This is a genomic window from Asanoa siamensis (genome assembly GCF_016862555.1).
Taxonomy (GTDB): Bacteria; Actinomycetota; Actinomycetes; order Mycobacteriales; family Micromonosporaceae; genus Asanoa; species Asanoa siamensis.
Genome location: NZ_BONE01000020.1, coordinates 1 through 17,560, shown reverse-complemented (window position 1 = coordinate 17,560; position 17,560 = coordinate 1). Strand labels below are relative to the sequence as shown.

Genomic DNA, 17,560 nt, shown 5'->3' with positions numbered 1-17,560 from the left:
GCGGTGGAGCTGTCCCAGTTCTACTGACATGGCCTGGAGCACGCGCGAGCTCGCCGAGCTGGCGGGGACGACGGTGAACACCATCCGGCACTACCACCGGCTCGGTCTGCTCGACGAGCCCAGCCGCCGGTACAACGGATACAAGAAATACGGCGTTCCCGAGCTCGTCTGCCTGTTGCGCATCCGCCGGCTCGCCGAGCTCGGTGTGCCGCTCGCGCGGATCGCGGAGGTCGGCGCGGGCGGCGACAGCGCCCCCGACGCCCTGCGGCAGGTCGACGCCGAGCTCCAGGCGCGCATCGAGCGCCTGGAGAAGGCGCGCGCCAACATCGCGGCGATCCTGCGTGAGCGCGCGCCGGCCGACGTACCCCCGGGGTTCGAATCCGTGGCCTCGCGGCTGTCGGAGGCCGACAGCTCGATCATCCACATCTACACCCGGCTGTACGACGAGGACGCGCTCGCCGACCTGCGGGACATGGTGGAAGCGGACCCCGAGGACACCAGCGTCATCGACACGCTGCCGGCCGACGCCGACGAGGAGACCCGGCAGCGCCTCGCCGAGCAGCTCGCGCCGACCCTCGCGAAGCACCTCGCCGCGTACCCGTGGCTGAGCGACCCGGCCGGCCGGCTGTCGCAGAGCGAGCAGGTCACGCAGCAGACGTTCGTCGCGGCCGTGACCGAGCTCTACAACAAGGCACAACTGGACGTCCTGTACCGCGCGAGCCTCCTCGCACAGCAGCACCTGCGCGGGACGTGACGGTGGTCTCCACGGGCTTGCCTGTGTTCCTGGAACACGGTCTTCACTGGGCACTCGACCTACGTACCCCGAGGAGCCCTGCCCGTGAATCCCACCGAGAGCCTTGTCCGGGACTTCCAGAGTCTCGTGGCTCAGGTGCCTGACCTGGTCCAACCGTTCATCGTCATGCTGGCGGCCGCGATACCGTTCATCGAAGGTGAGGGAGCGTCCCCGATCGGTGTCCTCGGCGGCATCCACCCGGTCGCCGCCGCCGTGGCCGCCGCGATCGGCAACTTCCTCTGCGTACTCGTGGTCGTCCTGCTCGGTTCGCGGATCCGCACCGCCGCCACGCGCCGGCGGGCGCTGCGGGCGGTGCCGGCGACGGCGGCGGCGACGGCGAAGCCCGAGTCGAAGGGGCGGCAGCGGTTCCGCCGGTTCGTGGTCCGGTTCGGCGTGCCGGGTGCGAGCATCCTCGGCCCGCTGGCGATCCCGACCCAGTTCACGTCCGCGATCCTGATCGGCTCCGGCATCCCACGCGGCAGGGTGCTGCTGTGGCAGGGGGTGGCCATCGTCATCTGGACCACGCTGACCACCACGCTGGCCTGGGGCCTGCTCTCCACAGTGGCCTGACGAAAGGAACACCGATGAACCGACAGCCCGACGCGGCGCCGATCCTGGCCGAGGATCTGCTGCTCCTGCTGTTCCAACCCAACCCCAGGTCGGGTACGGGCACCATCGCCGGCGAGAACACGCTGTACTACCCGCTCGCCGGTGCGGTGCTCGCGGACCTCGGCCTCGGCGGCCACGTGCGGACCGACTCCGGCCGGCTCGGCACGACGCGGGTGGAGGCGGTCGAGGACCGTCCGCCGGCCGACGAGATCCTGCGGTCCGCCTGGGACTACGTCGCCGGGAAGCCCCGCGGTGTCCAGACGGTCCTCGCCGCGGTCGGGCCGACCCTGCGCGGCCCGCTGCTGGACCGGCTCGTCGACCGCGGCGACCTGCGCCGGGAGACCCGCAAGGCGCTCGGCGTGTTCACCACGACCGCCCTCGCGGACGGCGGCAACGGCCGCCGGGCCGGGCTGCTCGGCGACGTCCGCGAGGTGCTCGTCGACGGCGCCGAGCCCCGGCCCCGGGTGGCGGCCCTCGCGGCCCTGCTCTCGGGCAGCGGCACGCTGCCGCAGTTCCACCGCGAGATCCCGTGGACCACGCCGGTCATCACGCGCGCCAAGCAACTGGAGCGCGGCGACTGGGGAGCGGGCGCCGCCGGGGAAGCGGTCACCCGCACGGTCACGGCGACGATCGTCAACAACGTCATCGTCGCGACGACCGTGCTGCCGCGGACCTGACGCCCTCACCAGTCCGCGGCGCGCACGTTGCCCGGCGCGTCCAACGTTCCGGAACGGCCGTCGACCGTCAGCCACGACAGGCGGCCGTCGGTCCCGGTGGCCAGGATGTACCTGCCGGCGTCGTCGGTCGAGACCTCGGCCGCCGGGCCGCCCGGCAGGTGCACCTGCCGGGTGTCGCCGGTGGTCAGGTCGCGCACGTCGAGGCGCTCCGCGACGCAGAGGTCGGCGGCGTGGTGGAAGCCGGGCCGCGCCGGCACCAGCCCCACGCCACCGGCCAGCGCGACGACCGCGCAGTAGTCGCGCTCGAGCGCCATCGTGCGGCTCTGCCACCGGGCGCCGTCGCGGCTGAGCAACAGCAACTGCGGCGCGTCGGCACCGATGCCGAAGTGGGCCGCGTTGATCAGCACCGCGACCCGCCCGTCGGGCAGGACGGCCGCGTCGCTGGCGCCGATCCGGCCACCCTGCGCGACCGGCTCGCCGAGGGCGCGGCCGGGGCTCCGCGGGTCGTCGACGTGCAGCATCCAGGCGCCCAGCGCGTCGGTGACCGCCACCAGGTCGCCGCGGGCGTCGACGCGCACGCCGAAGCTGTAAGCCACGGTGTCCCCGTCGACGACCTTGTGGACGGTGCCGGGCACGGGCTCGCAGCAGGAGGCGACGTACACGTTCCCGCCGCCACCGGCGGCGAGGTCCACAATGGCGAACGGCGCGCCGTTCCTGGGGTTGGACTCCCTGCTGGCCAGCTCGCGGGAGGTCCGGCCGGACACTTCGCGCACCGCGTACGCGTCGGCGGTCTGGTAGGCGGCGATCCACCGCTCGGGCGGCACGGCCGGCATGCCGCCGGCGGTCGGTGTCGCTGTCGGCGTGGCGCTGGCGACGGCCGGCGTCGGCGTGGTGCTGGTGGCGGGCTGCGGCGCCTCCTGCGCCCGCGGCAGGAACCGCAGCCCGCCGACGGTGACGGCGCCGACCAGAGCCAGCGCGGCGACCGTGGCGACGGCGGCCCGGCGGCGCCCGATCCGCCGCGCGGTGCGGTCCACCCGCGCCCGCAACGGCTCGACGTCGGTGTCACCCATGTCGTCGGCCAACGCGGTGAGCCGCTGCTTCAGGTCCTTCATCGGGTCACCCCTTCGGCCAGGTCGAGGTCGGGCATCAACGCGCGCAGCCGGCGCAGGGCCCGCGCGGAATGGCTCTTCACGGTCCCGACGCGGCAGTTGAGGATGTCGGCGATCTCCGTGTCGCTGTGGTCCTCGAAGTAGCGCAGGACCACGACGGCCCGCTGGCGCACCGGCAGGGCCAGCAGCGCCCGCCGCAGCGCCAGCCGCTCGACCGCGTCGTGCGCGTGGTCAACGTGACCGTGCTGCTCGGGCAGGTCGCCCGGCATGGTCTCGACCACGCGGCGCAGGCGCCACCGGCTGACCTGGAGGTGGTACATGACGCGCCGGGCGTACGCCTCCGGGTTGCCGCTGTCGCCGATCCGCCGCCACGCCCGGAAGGTGCGCGCCAGCGCCTCCTGCACGAGGTCCTCGGCCAGATGCCGATCACCCGTCAGGAGGTACGCGGTGCGCAGCAGCGCGGGTGCTCGCGCGCGAAAGAACGACTCGAAGTCGGTGCCCATCTGCTCCCCCGCGGCCGGTCGGGTCATGTCACCTGGGTAGACGCGATCCGGCCCGGCGACGGGTTACCGGCCGCTGCCGCCATCTTCCGGCGGCGCGTCGTCGGCCGCCAGTGCACGTTGGACGACGGCGACGTCGTGCCACGCGCCGTTCTTCCAGCCGATGCGCCGATGCACGCCGACGCGCTCGAAGTCGAGGGCGGTGTGCAGGCCCACGCTCGCGTCGTTGGGCAGCGTCATCTTCGCCACCGCGACGCGGTAGCCGCGCTCGCGCAGCCTCGTCAGCAGCGCCTCGTACAGGGCGCGTCCGGCGCCGGTGCGGCGCAGGCCGGTCTCCAGATAGACGCTGACCTCACAGGACCACCGGTACGCGGGACGGACGGCGAAGGGCCCGGCGTACGCGTAGCCCACGACCCGCCCGTCGATCTCGGCCACCAGCCAGCCGTGCTCCTGATTGGCCGCGTCGATGCGCGCGGACATCTCGGCGCCCGTGGGCGGCTCGGTCTCGAAGGTGATCGCGGTGTCCAGGACGTACGGCCGGTAGATGGCGGCGCAGGCGGCGGCGTCGGTCGTGCGCGCGGCCCGGATGGTGAGCGACATGCCACTATCGTAAGCAGTCTGGGGACTATAGTGACGGCCATGACCGACGCCTTGACGGTGAACCTCGCAACAGCCCTCCGCGCGGCGCGCACCACCGCGGACCTCTCGGTCAGCGCGCTCGCCGAACGCTCCGGGGTCTCCCGCGCCATGATCGCGAAGGTCGAGCGCGGCGAGGCACAGCCGACGGCGGTGCTGCTGGGCCGCCTCACGGCGGCGCTGGGGCTGACCCTGTCCGAGCTGTTCGCCCGCACCGAGGGCAGGAGCCGTCGCCTGGCGCGGTTGGCCGAGCAGCCGGTCTGGGTCGACCCGGCCACCGGCTACCGCCGTCGCGCGGTCTCCCCACCCGGCGGCCCGGCCCAGCTCGTCGAGGTCGACCTGCCCGCGGGCGCGGAGGTCGCCTACCCGGCGGAGTCGTACCAGATGGCGAATCACCAGATCTGGGTCCTGGAGGGCACGCTGCGCTTCCGCGAGGGCGAGGTGGAACACGAGCTGCACGCCGGCGACTGCCTGGAGCTCGGCGCACCGAAGCCGGGCACCTACGTGAACGCGACGGACCGCCCCTGCCGCTATCTCGTCGTGCTCAGCCGCCCGCTCGTCCCGTCCTCGACCGCCCAGCACAGGAACTCGTAGGTCTCCTGGCCGCGCGCGGTCGTGTCGGTGTAGCTGGTCGGCTTCTCCGGCTCCTCGCGGATGCGCAGCGCGTCGACGGCGAGGCGGTGCCAGCGGGCGTCCAGGTCCGCGACGACGTAGCGGCCGGCGCCGCTCTTGGAGGTCAGCTCGTCCTTGGCGAGCAGGTGGTGCAGGCGCGCGACCCCGAGCACGACCCACGCGACCGAGTATTCGTGCTTGCCGAGCTCCTCGACGCCGGCCGCCTCGATCTGGGGGATGTAGGCACGCCAGTAGGTGTCGAGGTTGTCGCGGGTGAACGCGCGCAACTCGGCCCGGTCGGTGTGGACGGGCGGCAGCGTGCCGCGGACGACGACGGCCCGCTCGGCGAGCTCGTGCCAGGTGACGGGGTTGATGTCGATGCTGCCCGCGGGATCGAACGCGCCCCGGACGAACACGGGTCGCGGCCCGACGGCCAGCGCGGAGCCCGCGAGGTCGTCGGGGGAGCAGTGGAACCCGTCGAACGTGACGTCCGGATGGCGCGCCTTGGTTGCCTCGTGGGCGGCGGCGAGCGCGCCGTGGTCGGGCGGCCGGCTCCACACACCGACGAAGTCGACATCGCTGCCGGCGAAGAACTCACCCCAGCAGAGCGACCCGTGCAGGAACAACCCGGCGAGCGCACCGGGCTGCCGACCCTCGACCTCATCGACGAACGTACGGGCGACATCCACGGCACGGACCCTAGCGGGGCCCGGCAAGCGCGGATAAACCAGCGGCGGTGTCGATGATCGGCTTGGAGAATGGTGGTGTGGAGGAGATCGAGGTCGTCGTCGCGCACAGTGAGCGGGCGACCCTGCGCGTCGGCGACGTGTTCCTGAAGGTCGACGTCGACCCGCGGCGCACCGAGGTCGAGGTCCAGGCGATCGCCCTCGCGCCCATCCCGACTCCGCGGGTCCTGTGGCGTGAGCCGCCCGTGCTCGCGATCTCCGCCGTGCCCGGCACCGCACTCGGCCGGCTCGGCGAGCCGTCGCCCGCGTCGCGCGCCGCCTGGGTCGCCGCCGGTGCCGCCGTGCGCGCGCTGCACGACGCGCCCCTCCCGCCGTGGCCCGGTCCCGACGTCGACGCGCTCGCCGCCTGCCTCGACGACGAGTGCGGGCGGCTTCTCGCCGGCGGTGTCCTGCCCCGCGACCTGATCACCCGCAACCGCGAGGTGGCGCAGGCCGCCATGCGGCCGTGGAAACCGGTGTTCATCCACGGCGACCTGCAGATCACCCACGTGTTCGTCGAGGACGACACGGTCGTCGGTGTGATCGACTGGTCCGAGGCCGCCCCCGGCGACGCCCTCTTCGACCTCGCCACCCTGACCCTCGGGCACGAGGAGCACCTCGACGACGTGATCGCCGGCTACGGTGCCGACGTCGACCTCGACGTCATCCGCGGCTGGTGGTCGTGGCGCAGCCTGATCGCGGTCCGCTGGCTGGTCGAGCACGGCTTCGACCCGTCCCTGCCGGGCTGCGAGCTCGACGTGCTGCGCGCCCGGATGTGAGGCGACGCGCTTCGGGGCGAATCTCGCTAGCATCGTGCGGGCGCCGTCGCGCGTCCGTCGGCCCGCGGGTCGGCCCGTCGAAGCCCCGAGGTGGCGAGTGAACCAGCAGCCGGACGCCAACGACGCCCCGACCGTGCAGTTCCCCGCGCCGCGACCGCCGATCTGGACCCCGCCACCGACCCCGGCCCCGGTCGGCCCGCCGCCCACCACGCCGGGCTTCATCCCGGCACAGGCGGGTCCGCCGATCGAGCGAACGCCGGCCAGGCCGCGCCGGCGGCTCTTCCTCATCGGCGGCATCACCGCGGCCGTCGTGGGTGCGATCGGCGGTGCCGGCGCCTACGCGTACGCCGGTGACGTGCCCCGCGGCACGACGGTGCTCGGCGTCGAGATCGGTGGCAAGAGCCGGTCGGAGGCCGTCGCCGCACTGCACGCCGGGCTGGCCGGGCAGATCGGCACCCTCGGGGCGCCGGTGCCGCTGCGGCTGGGGGAGCAGACCGCCGAGGTCGTGCCCGCCGACGTCGGCCTCGGTGTCGACGTCGAGGCGACCGTCACGGCCGCGATGGAGGCCCGTCCCGACCCGGTCAGCCTGCTGCTCGGCGCGCGTACCGTCGACCCGGTCGTCACCCTCGACGAGCGCAAGCTGCACGACCTGCTGGGCCAGGCGCTGGGCAAGGACGCGCGGGCGATGAAGCCGCCGTCGATCACGTTCGCGGGTACGACGCCGAAGCCGAACTATCCCCAGCCGGGCCGCGGCCTCGACGCCGCGCGATCGGCGGAAGCGGTGCGCGCCGGCTGGCTCGGTGGCGCCCCCGTGGACGTGCCGATCGTGGAGATCCATCCCGCCACGACGAAGGAGGACGTCGACAAGCTGATCGCCGAGTTCGCCCGCCCGGCGGTGTCGGCGCCGGTGACGGTCACGACCGAGCGCGGCGACGTGACGGTGCCGCCGGCCGCGATCGCGAAGAGCCTGCGGCTGGTCGCCGACAAGGCCGGCAAGATCGAGCCGACGCTGGACGCGAAGAAGCTGCGCGCCGCGCTGACGGGCCCGCTCGCCGCGGTCGAGACCGAGGCAAAGGACGCGCGGGTCGCGATCGTGGGCGGAAAGCCGAAGGTCACCGAGGGTACGGAGGGCCGGCAGGTCGACACGTCCGCGCTCGCCACGGACCTGCTGGCGGTGCTGCCCGCTTCGGCGGCCGCCGAACGTACGGTCGCCGGCAGGCTGGTGACCGCGAAACCGGCGACGACCGCGGCCGACATCGCCAAGCTCGGCATCAAGGAGCGCGTCTCGACGTTCACGACCCGGTTCACCGGCGGCCTGTCCGCGCCCCGCAGCCAGAACATCGTGCAGGCGGCCAAGGAGGTCGACGGCGCGCTGGTCAAGCCGGGCAAGGTGTTCTCGCTGAACGGGCACACGGGGGAGCGGGGCTACCAGCAGGGCTACCAGGACGCGCCCGTGATCCTCGACGGCAAGCTCGTGCCGGGCGTCGGCGGTGGCACCTCACAGTTCACGACGACCCTGTTCAACGCGGCCTACTACGCGGGGCTCGAGGACGTCGAGCACAAGCCGCACTCGTACTATTTCGATCGTTATCCCGCGGTCATCGAGTCGACGATCTTCTGGCCGGACCTCGACATGAAGTTCCGCAACAACACGCCGTACGGCGTCGTCATCGACACGTCGTGGACCGCAAACTCGATCACGGTCTCGATGTACAGCACGAAGGTCTGGGACAGCGTGACCACGGAATACAGCCCGCGGCGCAACATCACGAGCCCGAAGGTCATCAAGCTGGCGAAGGGCCCGACCTGCATCGCGACGAACGGCATCCCGGGCTTCACCCAGGACGCGTTCCGCGTCTTCAAGAAGGCGGGCAAGGTCACGGAACGGGAGAAGTTCACCTGGACGTACGCGGCGGAGCCCCGCTTCACCTGCGGCTGACGCCCGGCGTCAGTCGAGCGGACGCCAGCCACGTCGACGCAGTCCCCGCATCAGCCCGGGCCGTACGGGCCGGGCCTCGGCTTCGCCGCGGCGGCCCGCTTCACGGCTTCGACCAACGGTCAGGCGTACGTCATCTTCGTCCTGGACGAGCCCCCGGCCTGAGTGGCCGCGCGGCTATCGTGGGCTGCCTGTCTGTCGAGGTGGAGGTGGGCTCGGCGATGGTCAGCGCCACCAACGTGTTGCGGCGGCAGTGGCGCGAGTCCGGTGACCGGCTCGAGCGGCGCCTGGCCGGGATGTCCGACGCCGAGTTCTTCTGGGAGCCGGCTCCCGGGTGTTGGACCGTCCGCGCGCATCCGACCCTGCCCGGGCGATGGGACATCGACTACGACTGGACGACACCGGAGCCGCCACCCCTGACGACGATCGCGTGGCGCCTGGTGCACCTCGCGAACGGCAACTGGATCTACTGGGAGCACGCGTTCGGACCCGGCGTCCGGATGTTTCCCGACCTGGTGGTGCCGGGATCCGCGGCCGCGGCCCGCGCCTACTGGCAGGACAGTCGCGCGCCCGTCAGCGACTGGCTGGAGCGGGCCACCGACGAAAGCCTGCGAGAACTGCGGCCGAGCCACCTCGGCGAACCACGCAGCGCCGGTGACGTCGTGCTGGCCCTCGTCGACGAGCAGACCCACCACGGCGCCGAGATCGCGCTGTTGCGCGATCTCCACCGCGCAGGCGGCTGATCGTCAGGCGACGCGCGCGTGGCCGGCGGTGCGGAGCAGGAACTCGGCGTTGCTGCCCGTACGTGAGAGCTGCTCGAGCAACTGCGGCAGCGCCTGGGCCGTGTCGCGGCCCGCCAGTGCGCGGCGGAGCAGGTGGGTGGCGGCCAGTTCGTCCGGGGGCAGCAGCAGGTGCTCGTTGCGCGTGCCGGAGGCGTTGAGGTCGACCGCCGGGAAGATGCGGCCGTCCGCGCTCGCCCTGTCCAGGGTCAGCTCCGCGTTGCCCGTGCCCTTGAACTCCTCGTAGATCAGCGTGTCGCCGCGCGAGCCCGTGTCGATCAGGGCGCTGGCGATGATGGTCAGGGAGCCGCCGCCGTCGATCGCGCGGGCCGCGCCGAGGAGGCGCTTCGGTGGGGCGAGGGCGGCGGCGCCGACGCCGCCGGAGAGCGTACGGCTGTTGTTGCCCGACGCCGTGTTGTTGTAGGCGCGGCCGAGGCGGGTGAGCGAGTCCATCACGATGACGACGTCGCGGCCGAGTTCCACCAGGCGCTTGGCGCGCTCGACAGCCAGTTCGGCGGTGGCGGTGTGGTCCTGGGCCGGGCGGTCGAACGGCGACGCGATGACCTCGCCGCGGACCGAGCGGCGCATGTCCGTGACCTCTTCCGGGCGCTCGTCGACGAGCAGCATCATCACGTGGCACTCGGGGTTGTTGCGCAGCACCGACTGGGCGATCGCCTTGAGCACCACGGTCTTGCCGGCCTTGGGCGGCGAGACGATCAGCGCCCGCTGGCCCTTGCCGATCGGCATCACCAGGTCGATGACGCGGGTGGTCAGCACCCGCGGGTCGGTCTCCATCCGGAGCCGCTCGTGCGGGTGGATCGGGGTCAGGTCGTAGAACTCGGGGCGCCGCTTGGCCAGCTCCGGGTCGCGCCCGTTGACGGTGTCGACGGTCTCGACCGGACTCGGCCGGTCCTTGGCGGGCCTGGCCTTGCCACGCCCGCCCGCCGACGAACCGCGCCCGCCCGAAGACGGACCACGTCCGCCTGAGGAAGGGCCATGGGCGTCCTCGGCCCGGAGCGTCCCGGTGATGCGGTCGCCGGGGCGCAGCCCGAGCCGGCGGACCAGCGCCGGCGGCAGGTACGCGTCGTGCGGACCGGGCGCGTAGCCCTGCGTACGGACGAAGTACTGCTCGCCACGCTGGTCGACGATCCCGTCCACGGGATCAGTCTCTTGTGGATCGTGCTGGGGTGGGGTTGCGCGCACGCGCGTCTCCTCGCGGGGTGTGGTTCGCCCTCGTCGTCTGCGGCGGCGGGGGTGGTCGGGACCGGGCGTTGCCTCGATCATGAATGGGCCTCCCCGGGGGGCAGCAGGACAGCTGCGCACATCCGCGGGGGAACGGCCTGGTTGCACCGTAGCGCGCCCAGGTGACGGACCGCAAGCACCCCGGGACTTCCCCTACGGGTGGGGACTGCACCACCACAGATCCGGGAGTGCGCCGGATGTGTCTAGGGGAACCTCGAACCTAGCGTCGATGCCATGACCGTGACGGCTTCCCCCTCGCCGGTCGCGACCGCCCTTCCACCCCGGGAACGGGCCATCGACGGCTTGCGGGCACTGGCGATTCTCGGTGTCGTGTGTGGACACTGGTTGGTCGGCGGGCTCAGCCCGGCGGCGGGCGGCGGGCTGGCGGTGGACAGCCCGCTGCGGGCCGCCGCGTGGCTGGCGCCCATGACCTGGATCCTGCAGATGCTCGGCGTGTTCTTTCTCGTCGGCGGGTACGCGGCGGGCTCCTCACTGACACGCTGGCGGGCCCGGGGCAGCACGGACCGCGACTGGCTGCGGCGGCGTTTCCTGCGCCTGGCGTGGCCCGTGGTCGCTGCGGTCGCCCTGGTCAGCGCCGCGCTGCCGGTGGCGGCCCTGGCCGGGGCGGCGCCGGCGACGCTGCGTACCTGGGCGGTGCTCCTGGTGCAGCCGTTCTGGTTCATCGGCATCTACGCGGTGGTGACGGCGCTCACACCGCTGGCGCTCTGGCTCGACCGGCGGTGGGGCTGGGCCGCGGCGCTGCCGATGGCCGGCGCCGTCGCGGTGGTGGACGTCGCCCGCTACGGCCTCGGTGTGGCGCCCGACTGGGCGGGCTATCTGACGGTCGTACCCGCGTGGATGTTCACCTATCAGATCGGCGTGGCGTGGGCGCGCGGCGGCATCTCCCGGACCACCGCGTGGCGGCTGCTCTGCGGCGGCGCCGCGCTGTTCGTCGCGCTGCTCGCGATGGCCCACTACCCGGCCAGCATGGTGACCGTCCCGGGCGCGGGCCGGTCCAACTCGAACCCGCCGTCGCTGCTCGTGCCGGCGCTCGCGGCGGTGCAGGCCGGGGCGGCGATCCTCCTCCGGGACCGGTTCGACCGGCTGCTGCACCGGCGCCCGGCGCTGTGGACCGGCGTCGCGGTGCTCAACCTCTGCGCGATGACGATCTTCTGCTGGCACCAGACCGCGCTGGTGGCGGTGTCGGCGGGCGCCGCGTCGCTGGGGTCGTTCGCCGGGCTGACCGACGCGCCGGCGACGGGGAGTTGGGTTGGGCAGCGGCTCGGCTGGTTCCCGGTGCTGATCATCGCGCTCGGGCTGCTCGTGGTCCTCGTCCGGCGGTTCGAGCGGCCGGCGGCGGTCGTCACGCGACGGCATCGGGCGCTGGCGGCGGCGGCTGTCGCCGTCTTCACGGCGTACCTCGTCATGGTCTATTGATCCTGCTCGCGCGGCGTGCCGCCCGCGCCGGACCCCTCCCGAAAACTACGCTTCGTGTTTCGAAGGACACGTTGTGTGGGGGTTGGCATGGCGCGGTGGTACGCGGCCCTGGTCGCGGTGGTGGTGCTGCTCGTGGCGGCGCCGCCCGCGCTGGCATCCGGACCGGATAACCGGCCGGCGCGCCTCGTCTGGATGCCGGCCGGCGACGGGATCTTCTCGGTGGACGCCGACGGGAAGACGGTCCGGTACCGCTCCTGCTCCGTCGACACCGGGCGCGTCTACAACCCCGGGATGCGGGTGACCGATGGCGTCGCGGTCGGTCGCATCTCCTACGAGGGCCAGTCGTTCCGGTTCCGGGTCCCGCTGGTCGGCCGCTCGACCGGCACCCTGGAGATCGGCCGCCGGCGACTGACCGGCCCGACCGTGACCAGCCCCCAGCCGCCGGTGAACCCCGCCCTCGGCCGCCGCCTCCAGCCGCTGACCGCCAAGCTGCGGGCGATCGTCGACGCGGCGCCGGTCACCGCGGGCGTGTCGGTGCGCGACCTGTCCGGCCGCTTCGGCGACCAGCAGATCTCGGTGTCCGGCCGGTTCCGCCCGAAGGCGGCCAGCCTGATCAAGCTCTGGGTGCTGGTCGAGTTGATGCGCCGGATCGACTGCGGGCAGGCGCGCTACACCGACACGGTGCTGGTGCTGCCCTCGGACGTGGTCGGCGGGACGGGCGAGTTGCAGCACGAGGACTTCCCGCAGGACGTGACGCTCTTCCGGCTGGCGCAATACATGATCAAGTACAGCGACAACACGGCGACGAACGTGCTGATCGACTACCTGGGCGGCTTCGACCCCGTCAACGCGCTGATCGACTCGATGAACCAGCGCGAGACCGTGCTGGCCCGCAAGATGCTCCAGCCGGCGCCGCCGGAGAACTTCACGAGCCCGGACGACGTGATCTCGCTGCTCGGCGCGGTGCACGACGGCGACGTCCTGGGTCGGGTCAACCGCGACCTGATGCTCAGCTTCATGCTCGAGCAGACCCTCAACAACAAGATTCCCGCGGCGCTGCCGAGCGGGGTGCCGGTCGCGCACAAGACGGGCGAGCTCCCCGACGTCTCGCACGACGTGGGTTACTACCTCATCCCGGGTACGGAGGTCGCGGTCGCGTTCCTGACCTCGGGCCTGGAGACCGACGGGGCGGAGACGGTACGGGAGTTGGCCCGCGCGGTCTACGACTACCTCGGGACCCCGCCACCGGTCGGCGGCCTGCCGATCACGGGCGCGCCCGTGCGTACCCTCGCGTGGTCGGGCTCTGCTCTGGTCGTGCTCGGCTGCGGGCTGGTTCTCGTGTTCAGGCGTAGAGCGAGCCGGACAGGTATTTGAGGCCGCTGTCGACCTGGACGGTGACCACGCGCTGCCCGCGGCCGGCGACCTGCCGCGCGGCGACGAGGTTGGCGCCGGTGGACGGGCCGCTGAAGATGCCGTGCCGCCGGGCGGCCGTGCGCGCCTCCGCGAAGGCCACCGCGTCGGGCACGGCGATCACCTCGTCGAAGTCGTCGCGCGTGAGCTGCGGCGGCCAGTAGCCGATGCCGCCACCCTCGATGTGATGGGTGCCGGCGGCGCGGCCGGACAGCACGGCGGACTCGGCCGGCTCGACGGCGACGCGGGTCACGGCCGGCAGCTTTTCCCTGATCGCCCGAGCGGCACCGATGAAGGCGCCGGCGGTCCCCACGTACGCGCAGAAGCTGTCGAGGGTCTTGACCTGTTCGAGGATCTCCTCGCCCATCCGCCGGTAGCCGTCGGTCATGTCGGTGTTGTTGAACTGGTCGGTCCAGAACGCCCCGGTCTCCTCGGCGATCTGTCTGGCTCGCGCCACCATCGCCGGGATGAGCTGCGGCGTGATCCCACCGGGGCTGTGGATGAGCTCGACGTCGGCCCCGAATGCCCGCATGGTCCGGATCTTCTCGACGGCAAAGGCATCGGAAGACACAATCTTGAGCGGGTACGCCTTGACGGCGCACACGAACGCGAGCGACGACCCGGTTGACCCGCCGGTGTATTCGACGACGGTCTGGCCGGGCTGGAGCCGCCCGTCCCGCTCGGCGGCCTCGATCATGGCGAGCGCCATACGATCCTTGTAGGAGCCGGTCGGATTGGCGGACTCGACCTTGACCCAGACCTCCCCACGCTGGTCACCCAGGTCGAGCGCCACCAAGGGCGTGTTCCCGATCGCGTCCAGACCCCCCATGAACCCCTCCAGCCCCAGCCCTGACGGCGACACTACGGACCGCGCCGAACGCGCGACACCCCTGATGCGCTACTCTGTGACGGCTGCCGAGACCTGCAACGCCTCGCGCGGCAACGGGACGTGGCGCAGCTTGGTAGCGCACTTGACTGGGGGTCAAGGGGTCGTGGGTTCGAATCCCGCCGTCCCGACACAGGTAGAGGGGCATATTTCGCGATCATGCGATGCCCCGCTGGGGACCATTCGGGGACCGGCTGGCGGTCTCCGGGTGTAGATACCGCTGGGTCGTGGTCAGCGACCCATGGCCGGCAATCTTGCGGAGCACGTGCACCGGGACGTCCGCGTCTGCCAGCCAGGTTTAGCCGGTGTGTCGCAGGTCGTGCCGCCTCAGGTGGTCGTACCCGAGCGTGCCTCCTCGTCCTCTGCGTCGCGCAGCATGCGCTGCGCAACCGGGTCGTCTGTCGCAAGCCTGAGCAACTCGATTGGCGCCGCGCCTCGCCCGCAGCGCTCCTCGATTGCCGAGCGCAGCCGCTGCTGCTCGCCAGGCGGAAGGCGGTACCCCTGCCCAACTGCGAACTGGTACAGCCACCGAATGTGCGGGGCGCGTTCGTCCGTCCGGCGTGCGAGGAGATAGGGCAACATCACGCGGACGTTGAGCATGTGCACGGTCAGCGCTGGCGCGACCGGCCGTCGCCAGACATCGCCATCGAGGACCAGACCGCCGCCCCATTGGCCAGACCAGAACTCGCTACGGTCGAACACCAGACCGCACAGCCACTCCGCAAACGCGGCAGGTACCTCCTGGTCGGTCGCATCAAGAGAGTCGATTCAATTCCACCAACACGGGGCGGAAACTCACGCAGGTCCTGAGACCGGACACGCTAGGCCGCCACATGTCGGGCTCCAGTTGATCCGTTACCCATCGGCGTCACATGATGTGTCACAGCTCCGGCAGGACTCCGCGGCGCGGGTTGATGTCGTCGCGACTGGTTCTGACGTTGGGGGTGGCCGTTGACTGGTGACGAGGGCAGAGAAGCGCTTGCCCGCGAACTGCGGAGGTTGACGCTGCCGGAACTCGTCGATGTCCTGCGCCGTGTCCTGCCGGGTTATGGCGATCGGGAAGCGGGGTACGGACTTACCAGCATGCTCGTGCTGGCTGAGGCGACCCGGGCTGATGCCAACGTGCCGAGGATGCCGGACGAGCCGCCGGTGACGCTGGAGATGGTGGCCTGGCCGGATCGGGACTACTACGAGGGTGGCTTCGGGCCGGAACCAGACCTCTATGAGCAGGGCACCTGTCGCACCTGCGGTGTCGATGTGACGTCCACAGCGAAGCGGGCCTTCTGCCCTACCTGCGGCGAAGTATGCGAGCTCACCTGATCCGACACCCGTCAGAAGGCGGGGGGCGCGAGCTGGTCGCCGCAATGGACGCGGAAGGTGGTGTCGGCGGTTTCGACGGCCGGAGTGGTCCCGGCGTGACGGATACCGACGTGGATCTTCTGCCCGGCGACGGCTAGAACCACGTGTTCATGTGCCGCTCGACCACTTCGCGCACCATCCGGCGGGTGTCGGTATGACTCATGTCGCCATACCCCTCCGCAACCAGAACCGCGTCGGTGAAGGCGTCCACATCGACCGGCGGCGCTTCCCGAAGCCGGCGACCTTCTTCCGATGGAAGGCAGAAGCCCAGCCCGACGCAGAGTTCGTAGAGAAGCTGTTCCACCTCCGCCCCGCGATCATGCACAAGGCCATGATGCGCCACCGCCACCGCCACCGCCAAGGCACACTCACGGCTCCGGCGGGCAGGTTCTCCGACCCTGCACCCCCGGGACCATGCGCGGATCTGAGGGCGTACCCGATCGATGGATGTGCCTTTCGGGCTTGGCGCGGACGCCCCGCCGGAAGGGGGCGCCGGGCGTTCTGGCTATTCTGATGCCAGGTCATGAGTGTCAGCGTCAAGCCCCGGCTCGCTGATCGGCAACCCTTCTTCGCGACGGGGTGCCCCGGGTGAGGACCTGGCCGACGCCCAACGCGTTCGGCAAGCGCGGACCCGGGTCGACGGCTGCCGGGGTCCCGAGGACCCCCGGGAGGCCCCCATGACAGCCGACGTGACCCACCTCGATCTCGCCGCCCCCGCGCCTGAGGCCGTGCTGCCAGATGGGCGCCGCGTCGCCTTCGCCAATCTCGACTATGCCGCCACCGCCCCCGTCGCGCGCGTTGCCGCCGAGGCCGTGCAGGAACTGCTGCCCTGGTACGGGAGCGTCCACCGCGGCGCCGGCGCCCTCTCGCAGAAGACGACCTTCGCGTACGAGCGTGCCCGGCAGACCATCGCCGACTTCCTCGGCTGCCGGCCCGCGGACGAGGTCGTCTTCACCAGGAACACCACCGACGCCATGAACCTGCTCGCCCATGCCCTGCCGCCGGAGACCCTGACCCTCACCTTCCTGGGCGAGCATCACGCCGGTCTGCTGCCCTGGCCGCGCGCCCACCGCCTGCCCATCCCCGGATCCCCGGCCGAGGCCGTCGCCTCGCTCGCCGACGCCCTCGCCGCCGTCAGGACGCGCGACGGCGCCGCACGGCCGCTGCTCGTCGCCGTCACCGCCGCCAGCAACGTGACCGGTGAGATATGGCCGATCGCCGCGTTGGTCGAGCAGGCCCACCGGTACGGGGCGCGGGTCGCCGTCGACGCCGCGCAACTCGCGCCGCACCGGACCGTCGACCTCGCCGCCTGGGGCGCCGACTACGTCGCCGTTTCCGGGCACAAGCTCTACGCGCCCTTCGGCTGCGGTGTGCTCGCCGGCCGCGCCGACTGGCTGGACGCGGCACCTCCGTACCTCTCGGGCGGTGGCGCCACCTCCTCGGTCACCGACACCGCGGCGACCGTGGTCTGGGCGCACGGGCCTGCCCGGCACGAGGCCGGCACCCCGAACGTGTTCGGTGCCGTGGCGCTGGCCGCGGTCTGCGCCGAACTGACCACTTCGGACGGTGTGGGCTGGCAGGCATACGAGACTGTCCTCTCGAAGCGGCTGGAAGCCGGCCTGTCCGCCATCCCCGGTGTCGCCGTCCTGCGGTCGTTCCCGGAGGCGACAGAGGCGACCGACCGCGTGGGCATCGTCTCCTTCGCTGTGTCCACCCACGACAGTGCCGACCTGGCCCGGTGGCTGAGCGTGGCGGAAGGCATCGGCGTACGCGAGGGCCTGTTCTGCGCGCACCCACTGAGCCGGCGGCTCCTCGCCGACGCGGGCCGCCGCACGGGGCGACCGATGCCGGCGACGGCGCTGCGGGCCAGCATCGGTGCGGGCACGACGGAGGACCACGTCGACCGCCTCGTCGCCGCGGTGGCCCAGGGAGTGGAGAAATCCGTTGGCCACAACGAAGTTCGGCTGTGATCATTGAGGGGTGTGTATTCCTCGGCAGCTTCCGCTCGAGCTCGGCGCACCCGGCGCCGAGCCGGAGTCGGTGCTGCCCATCGTGCTCACCGTCGACGACT

The 17,560-nt window shown here is 72.1% G+C and carries 19 protein-coding genes, 1 tRNA gene, 1 pseudogene and 1 riboswitch; of the genes and pseudogenes, 12 read left to right on the top strand and 9 right to left on the bottom strand.

What is annotated here, in order from left to right:
• The first annotated feature begins 28 nt into the window (after positions 1 to 28).
• The 3 genes from Asi02nite_RS14280 (at position 29) to Asi02nite_RS14270 (ending at position 2,079) form a co-directional block, all read left to right on the top strand.
• A complete protein-coding gene (locus Asi02nite_RS14280) occupies positions 29 to 754 on the top strand; it encodes a MerR family transcriptional regulator (RefSeq protein WP_203713224.1) in 726 nt (241 codons plus the stop codon).
• A gap of 84 nt (positions 755 to 838) precedes the next feature.
• Complete coding sequence (locus Asi02nite_RS14275) at positions 839 to 1,363, top strand: hypothetical protein (protein ID WP_203713223.1); 525 nt, start codon at positions 839 to 841, stop codon at positions 1,361 to 1,363.
• 14 nt (positions 1,364 to 1,377) lie between these two features.
• Positions 1,378 to 2,079, top strand: a complete 702-nt coding sequence (locus tag Asi02nite_RS14270; protein WP_203713222.1) for a GOLPH3/VPS74 family protein — start codon at positions 1,378 to 1,380, stop codon at positions 2,077 to 2,079.
• 5 nt (positions 2,080 to 2,084) lie between these two features.
• Here the strand turns inward: Asi02nite_RS14270 and Asi02nite_RS14265 are convergent, their stop codons facing one another.
• Genes Asi02nite_RS14265 through Asi02nite_RS14255 form a run of 3 tightly spaced genes read right to left on the bottom strand, consistent with a single transcriptional unit; the run spans position 2,085 to position 4,288 of the window.
• On the bottom strand, positions 2,085 to 3,191 hold the full coding sequence (locus tag Asi02nite_RS14265; protein ID WP_203713221.1) for a hypothetical protein: 1,107 nt from the start codon (positions 3,189 to 3,191) through the stop codon (positions 2,085 to 2,087).
• On the bottom strand, positions 3,188 to 3,718 hold the full coding sequence (locus tag Asi02nite_RS14260) for a SigE family RNA polymerase sigma factor (RefSeq protein WP_239126713.1): 531 nt from the start codon (positions 3,716 to 3,718) through the stop codon (positions 3,188 to 3,190). The genes Asi02nite_RS14265 and Asi02nite_RS14260 overlap by 4 nt, the downstream gene beginning before the upstream one ends.
• Positions 3,719 to 3,754: 36 nt before the next feature.
• Positions 3,755 to 4,288, bottom strand: coding sequence for a GNAT family N-acetyltransferase (locus Asi02nite_RS14255; RefSeq protein WP_203713220.1), 534 nt, complete (start codon positions 4,286 to 4,288; stop codon positions 3,755 to 3,757).
• A gap of 39 nt (positions 4,289 to 4,327) precedes the next feature.
• Between Asi02nite_RS14255 and Asi02nite_RS14250 the strand changes: the two genes are divergently transcribed.
• On the top strand, positions 4,328 to 4,918 hold the full coding sequence (locus tag Asi02nite_RS14250) for a helix-turn-helix domain-containing protein (protein ID WP_203713219.1): 591 nt from the start codon (positions 4,328 to 4,330) through the stop codon (positions 4,916 to 4,918).
• Here Asi02nite_RS14250 and Asi02nite_RS14245 read toward each other — a convergent pair.
• Positions 4,855 to 5,625, bottom strand: coding sequence for a hypothetical protein (locus Asi02nite_RS14245; RefSeq protein ID WP_203713218.1), 771 nt, complete (start codon positions 5,623 to 5,625; stop codon positions 4,855 to 4,857). The two genes, Asi02nite_RS14250 and Asi02nite_RS14245, sit on opposite strands and share 64 nt — an antisense overlap.
• 77 nt (positions 5,626 to 5,702) lie before the next feature.
• On the opposite strand from Asi02nite_RS14245, the gene Asi02nite_RS14240 reads away from it, so the two are divergent.
• From Asi02nite_RS14240 to Asi02nite_RS14230, 3 genes are all read left to right on the top strand, one after another.
• On the top strand, positions 5,703 to 6,440 hold the full coding sequence (locus Asi02nite_RS14240) for a phosphotransferase family protein (protein ID WP_239126712.1): 738 nt from the start codon (positions 5,703 to 5,705) through the stop codon (positions 6,438 to 6,440).
• 97 nt (positions 6,441 to 6,537) lie between these two features.
• Positions 6,538 to 8,379 carry a VanW family protein gene (locus tag Asi02nite_RS14235; protein WP_239126711.1) on the top strand — a complete coding sequence of 614 codons (1,842 nt, stop codon included), beginning with the start codon at positions 6,538 to 6,540 and terminating at the stop codon, positions 8,377 to 8,379.
• 218 nt (positions 8,380 to 8,597) lie between these two features.
• Positions 8,598 to 9,119 carry a DinB family protein gene (locus Asi02nite_RS14230; protein WP_203713214.1) on the top strand — a complete coding sequence of 174 codons (522 nt, stop codon included), beginning with the start codon at positions 8,598 to 8,600 and terminating at the stop codon, positions 9,117 to 9,119.
• Positions 9,120 to 9,122: 3 nt separating this feature from the next.
• On the opposite strand, the gene rho is transcribed toward Asi02nite_RS14230, so the two are convergent.
• Positions 9,123 to 10,313 carry a transcription termination factor Rho gene (gene rho, locus Asi02nite_RS14225; protein WP_373312261.1) on the bottom strand — a complete coding sequence of 397 codons (1,191 nt, stop codon included), beginning with the start codon at positions 10,311 to 10,313 and terminating at the stop codon, positions 9,123 to 9,125.
• Positions 10,314 to 10,631: 318 nt separating this feature from the next.
• Between rho and Asi02nite_RS14220 the strand changes: the two genes are divergently transcribed.
• Entirely contained in the window at positions 10,632 to 11,834 is a 1,203-nt protein-coding gene (locus tag Asi02nite_RS14220) for an acyltransferase family protein (protein WP_203713210.1), read from the top strand.
• 87 nt (positions 11,835 to 11,921) lie between these two features.
• Positions 11,922 to 13,208: a serine hydrolase gene (locus Asi02nite_RS14215; protein WP_203713208.1), complete on the top strand. Its 1,287-nt coding sequence runs from the start codon at positions 11,922 to 11,924 to the stop codon at positions 13,206 to 13,208.
• Here the strand turns inward: Asi02nite_RS14215 and Asi02nite_RS14210 are convergent.
• Complete coding sequence (locus Asi02nite_RS14210; RefSeq protein WP_203713206.1) at positions 13,177 to 14,073, bottom strand: PLP-dependent cysteine synthase family protein; 897 nt, start codon at positions 14,071 to 14,073, stop codon at positions 13,177 to 13,179. The two genes, Asi02nite_RS14215 and Asi02nite_RS14210, sit on opposite strands and share 32 nt — an antisense overlap.
• Before the next feature lie 114 nt (positions 14,074 to 14,187).
• On the opposite strand from Asi02nite_RS14210, the gene Asi02nite_RS14205 reads away from it, so the two are divergent.
• Positions 14,188 to 14,261: transfer RNA gene (locus Asi02nite_RS14205), tRNA-Pro, on the top strand.
• Between the two features lie 26 nt (positions 14,262 to 14,287).
• On the opposite strand, the pseudogene Asi02nite_RS42560 reads toward Asi02nite_RS14205, so the two are convergent.
• Together Asi02nite_RS42560 and Asi02nite_RS14200 are read right to left on the bottom strand one after the other, a co-directional pair.
• Positions 14,288 to 14,479 (bottom strand): annotated as a pseudogene (locus Asi02nite_RS42560) (tyrosine-type recombinase/integrase); the annotation flags it as partial.
• Positions 14,458 to 14,832 carry a hypothetical protein gene (locus tag Asi02nite_RS14200; protein WP_203713204.1) on the bottom strand — a complete coding sequence of 125 codons (375 nt, stop codon included), beginning with the start codon at positions 14,830 to 14,832 and terminating at the stop codon, positions 14,458 to 14,460. The gene Asi02nite_RS14200 and the pseudogene Asi02nite_RS42560, both read right to left, overlap by 22 nt.
• Before the next feature lie 249 nt (positions 14,833 to 15,081).
• Here Asi02nite_RS14200 and Asi02nite_RS14195 point away from each other — a divergent pair, with 249 nt between their 5' ends.
• A complete protein-coding gene (locus Asi02nite_RS14195; protein WP_203713202.1) occupies positions 15,082 to 15,450 on the top strand; it encodes a hypothetical protein in 369 nt (122 codons plus the stop codon).
• 133 nt (positions 15,451 to 15,583) lie between these two features.
• On the opposite strand, the gene Asi02nite_RS14190 is transcribed toward Asi02nite_RS14195, so the two are convergent.
• Positions 15,584 to 15,844 (bottom strand): hypothetical protein, encoded by a 261-nt coding sequence (locus tag Asi02nite_RS14190; protein WP_203713200.1) that lies wholly within the window; start codon positions 15,842 to 15,844, stop codon positions 15,584 to 15,586.
• A gap of 164 nt (positions 15,845 to 16,008) precedes the next feature.
• A riboswitch (SAM riboswitch) is annotated at positions 16,009 to 16,121 on the top strand.
• 45 nt (positions 16,122 to 16,166) lie between these two features.
• On the opposite strand from Asi02nite_RS14190, the gene Asi02nite_RS14185 reads away from it, so the two are divergent.
• Entirely contained in the window at positions 16,167 to 17,459 is a 1,293-nt protein-coding gene (locus Asi02nite_RS14185; protein WP_203713198.1) for an aminotransferase class V-fold PLP-dependent enzyme, read from the top strand.
• The last annotated feature ends 101 nt before the right edge of the window (positions 17,460 to 17,560 follow it).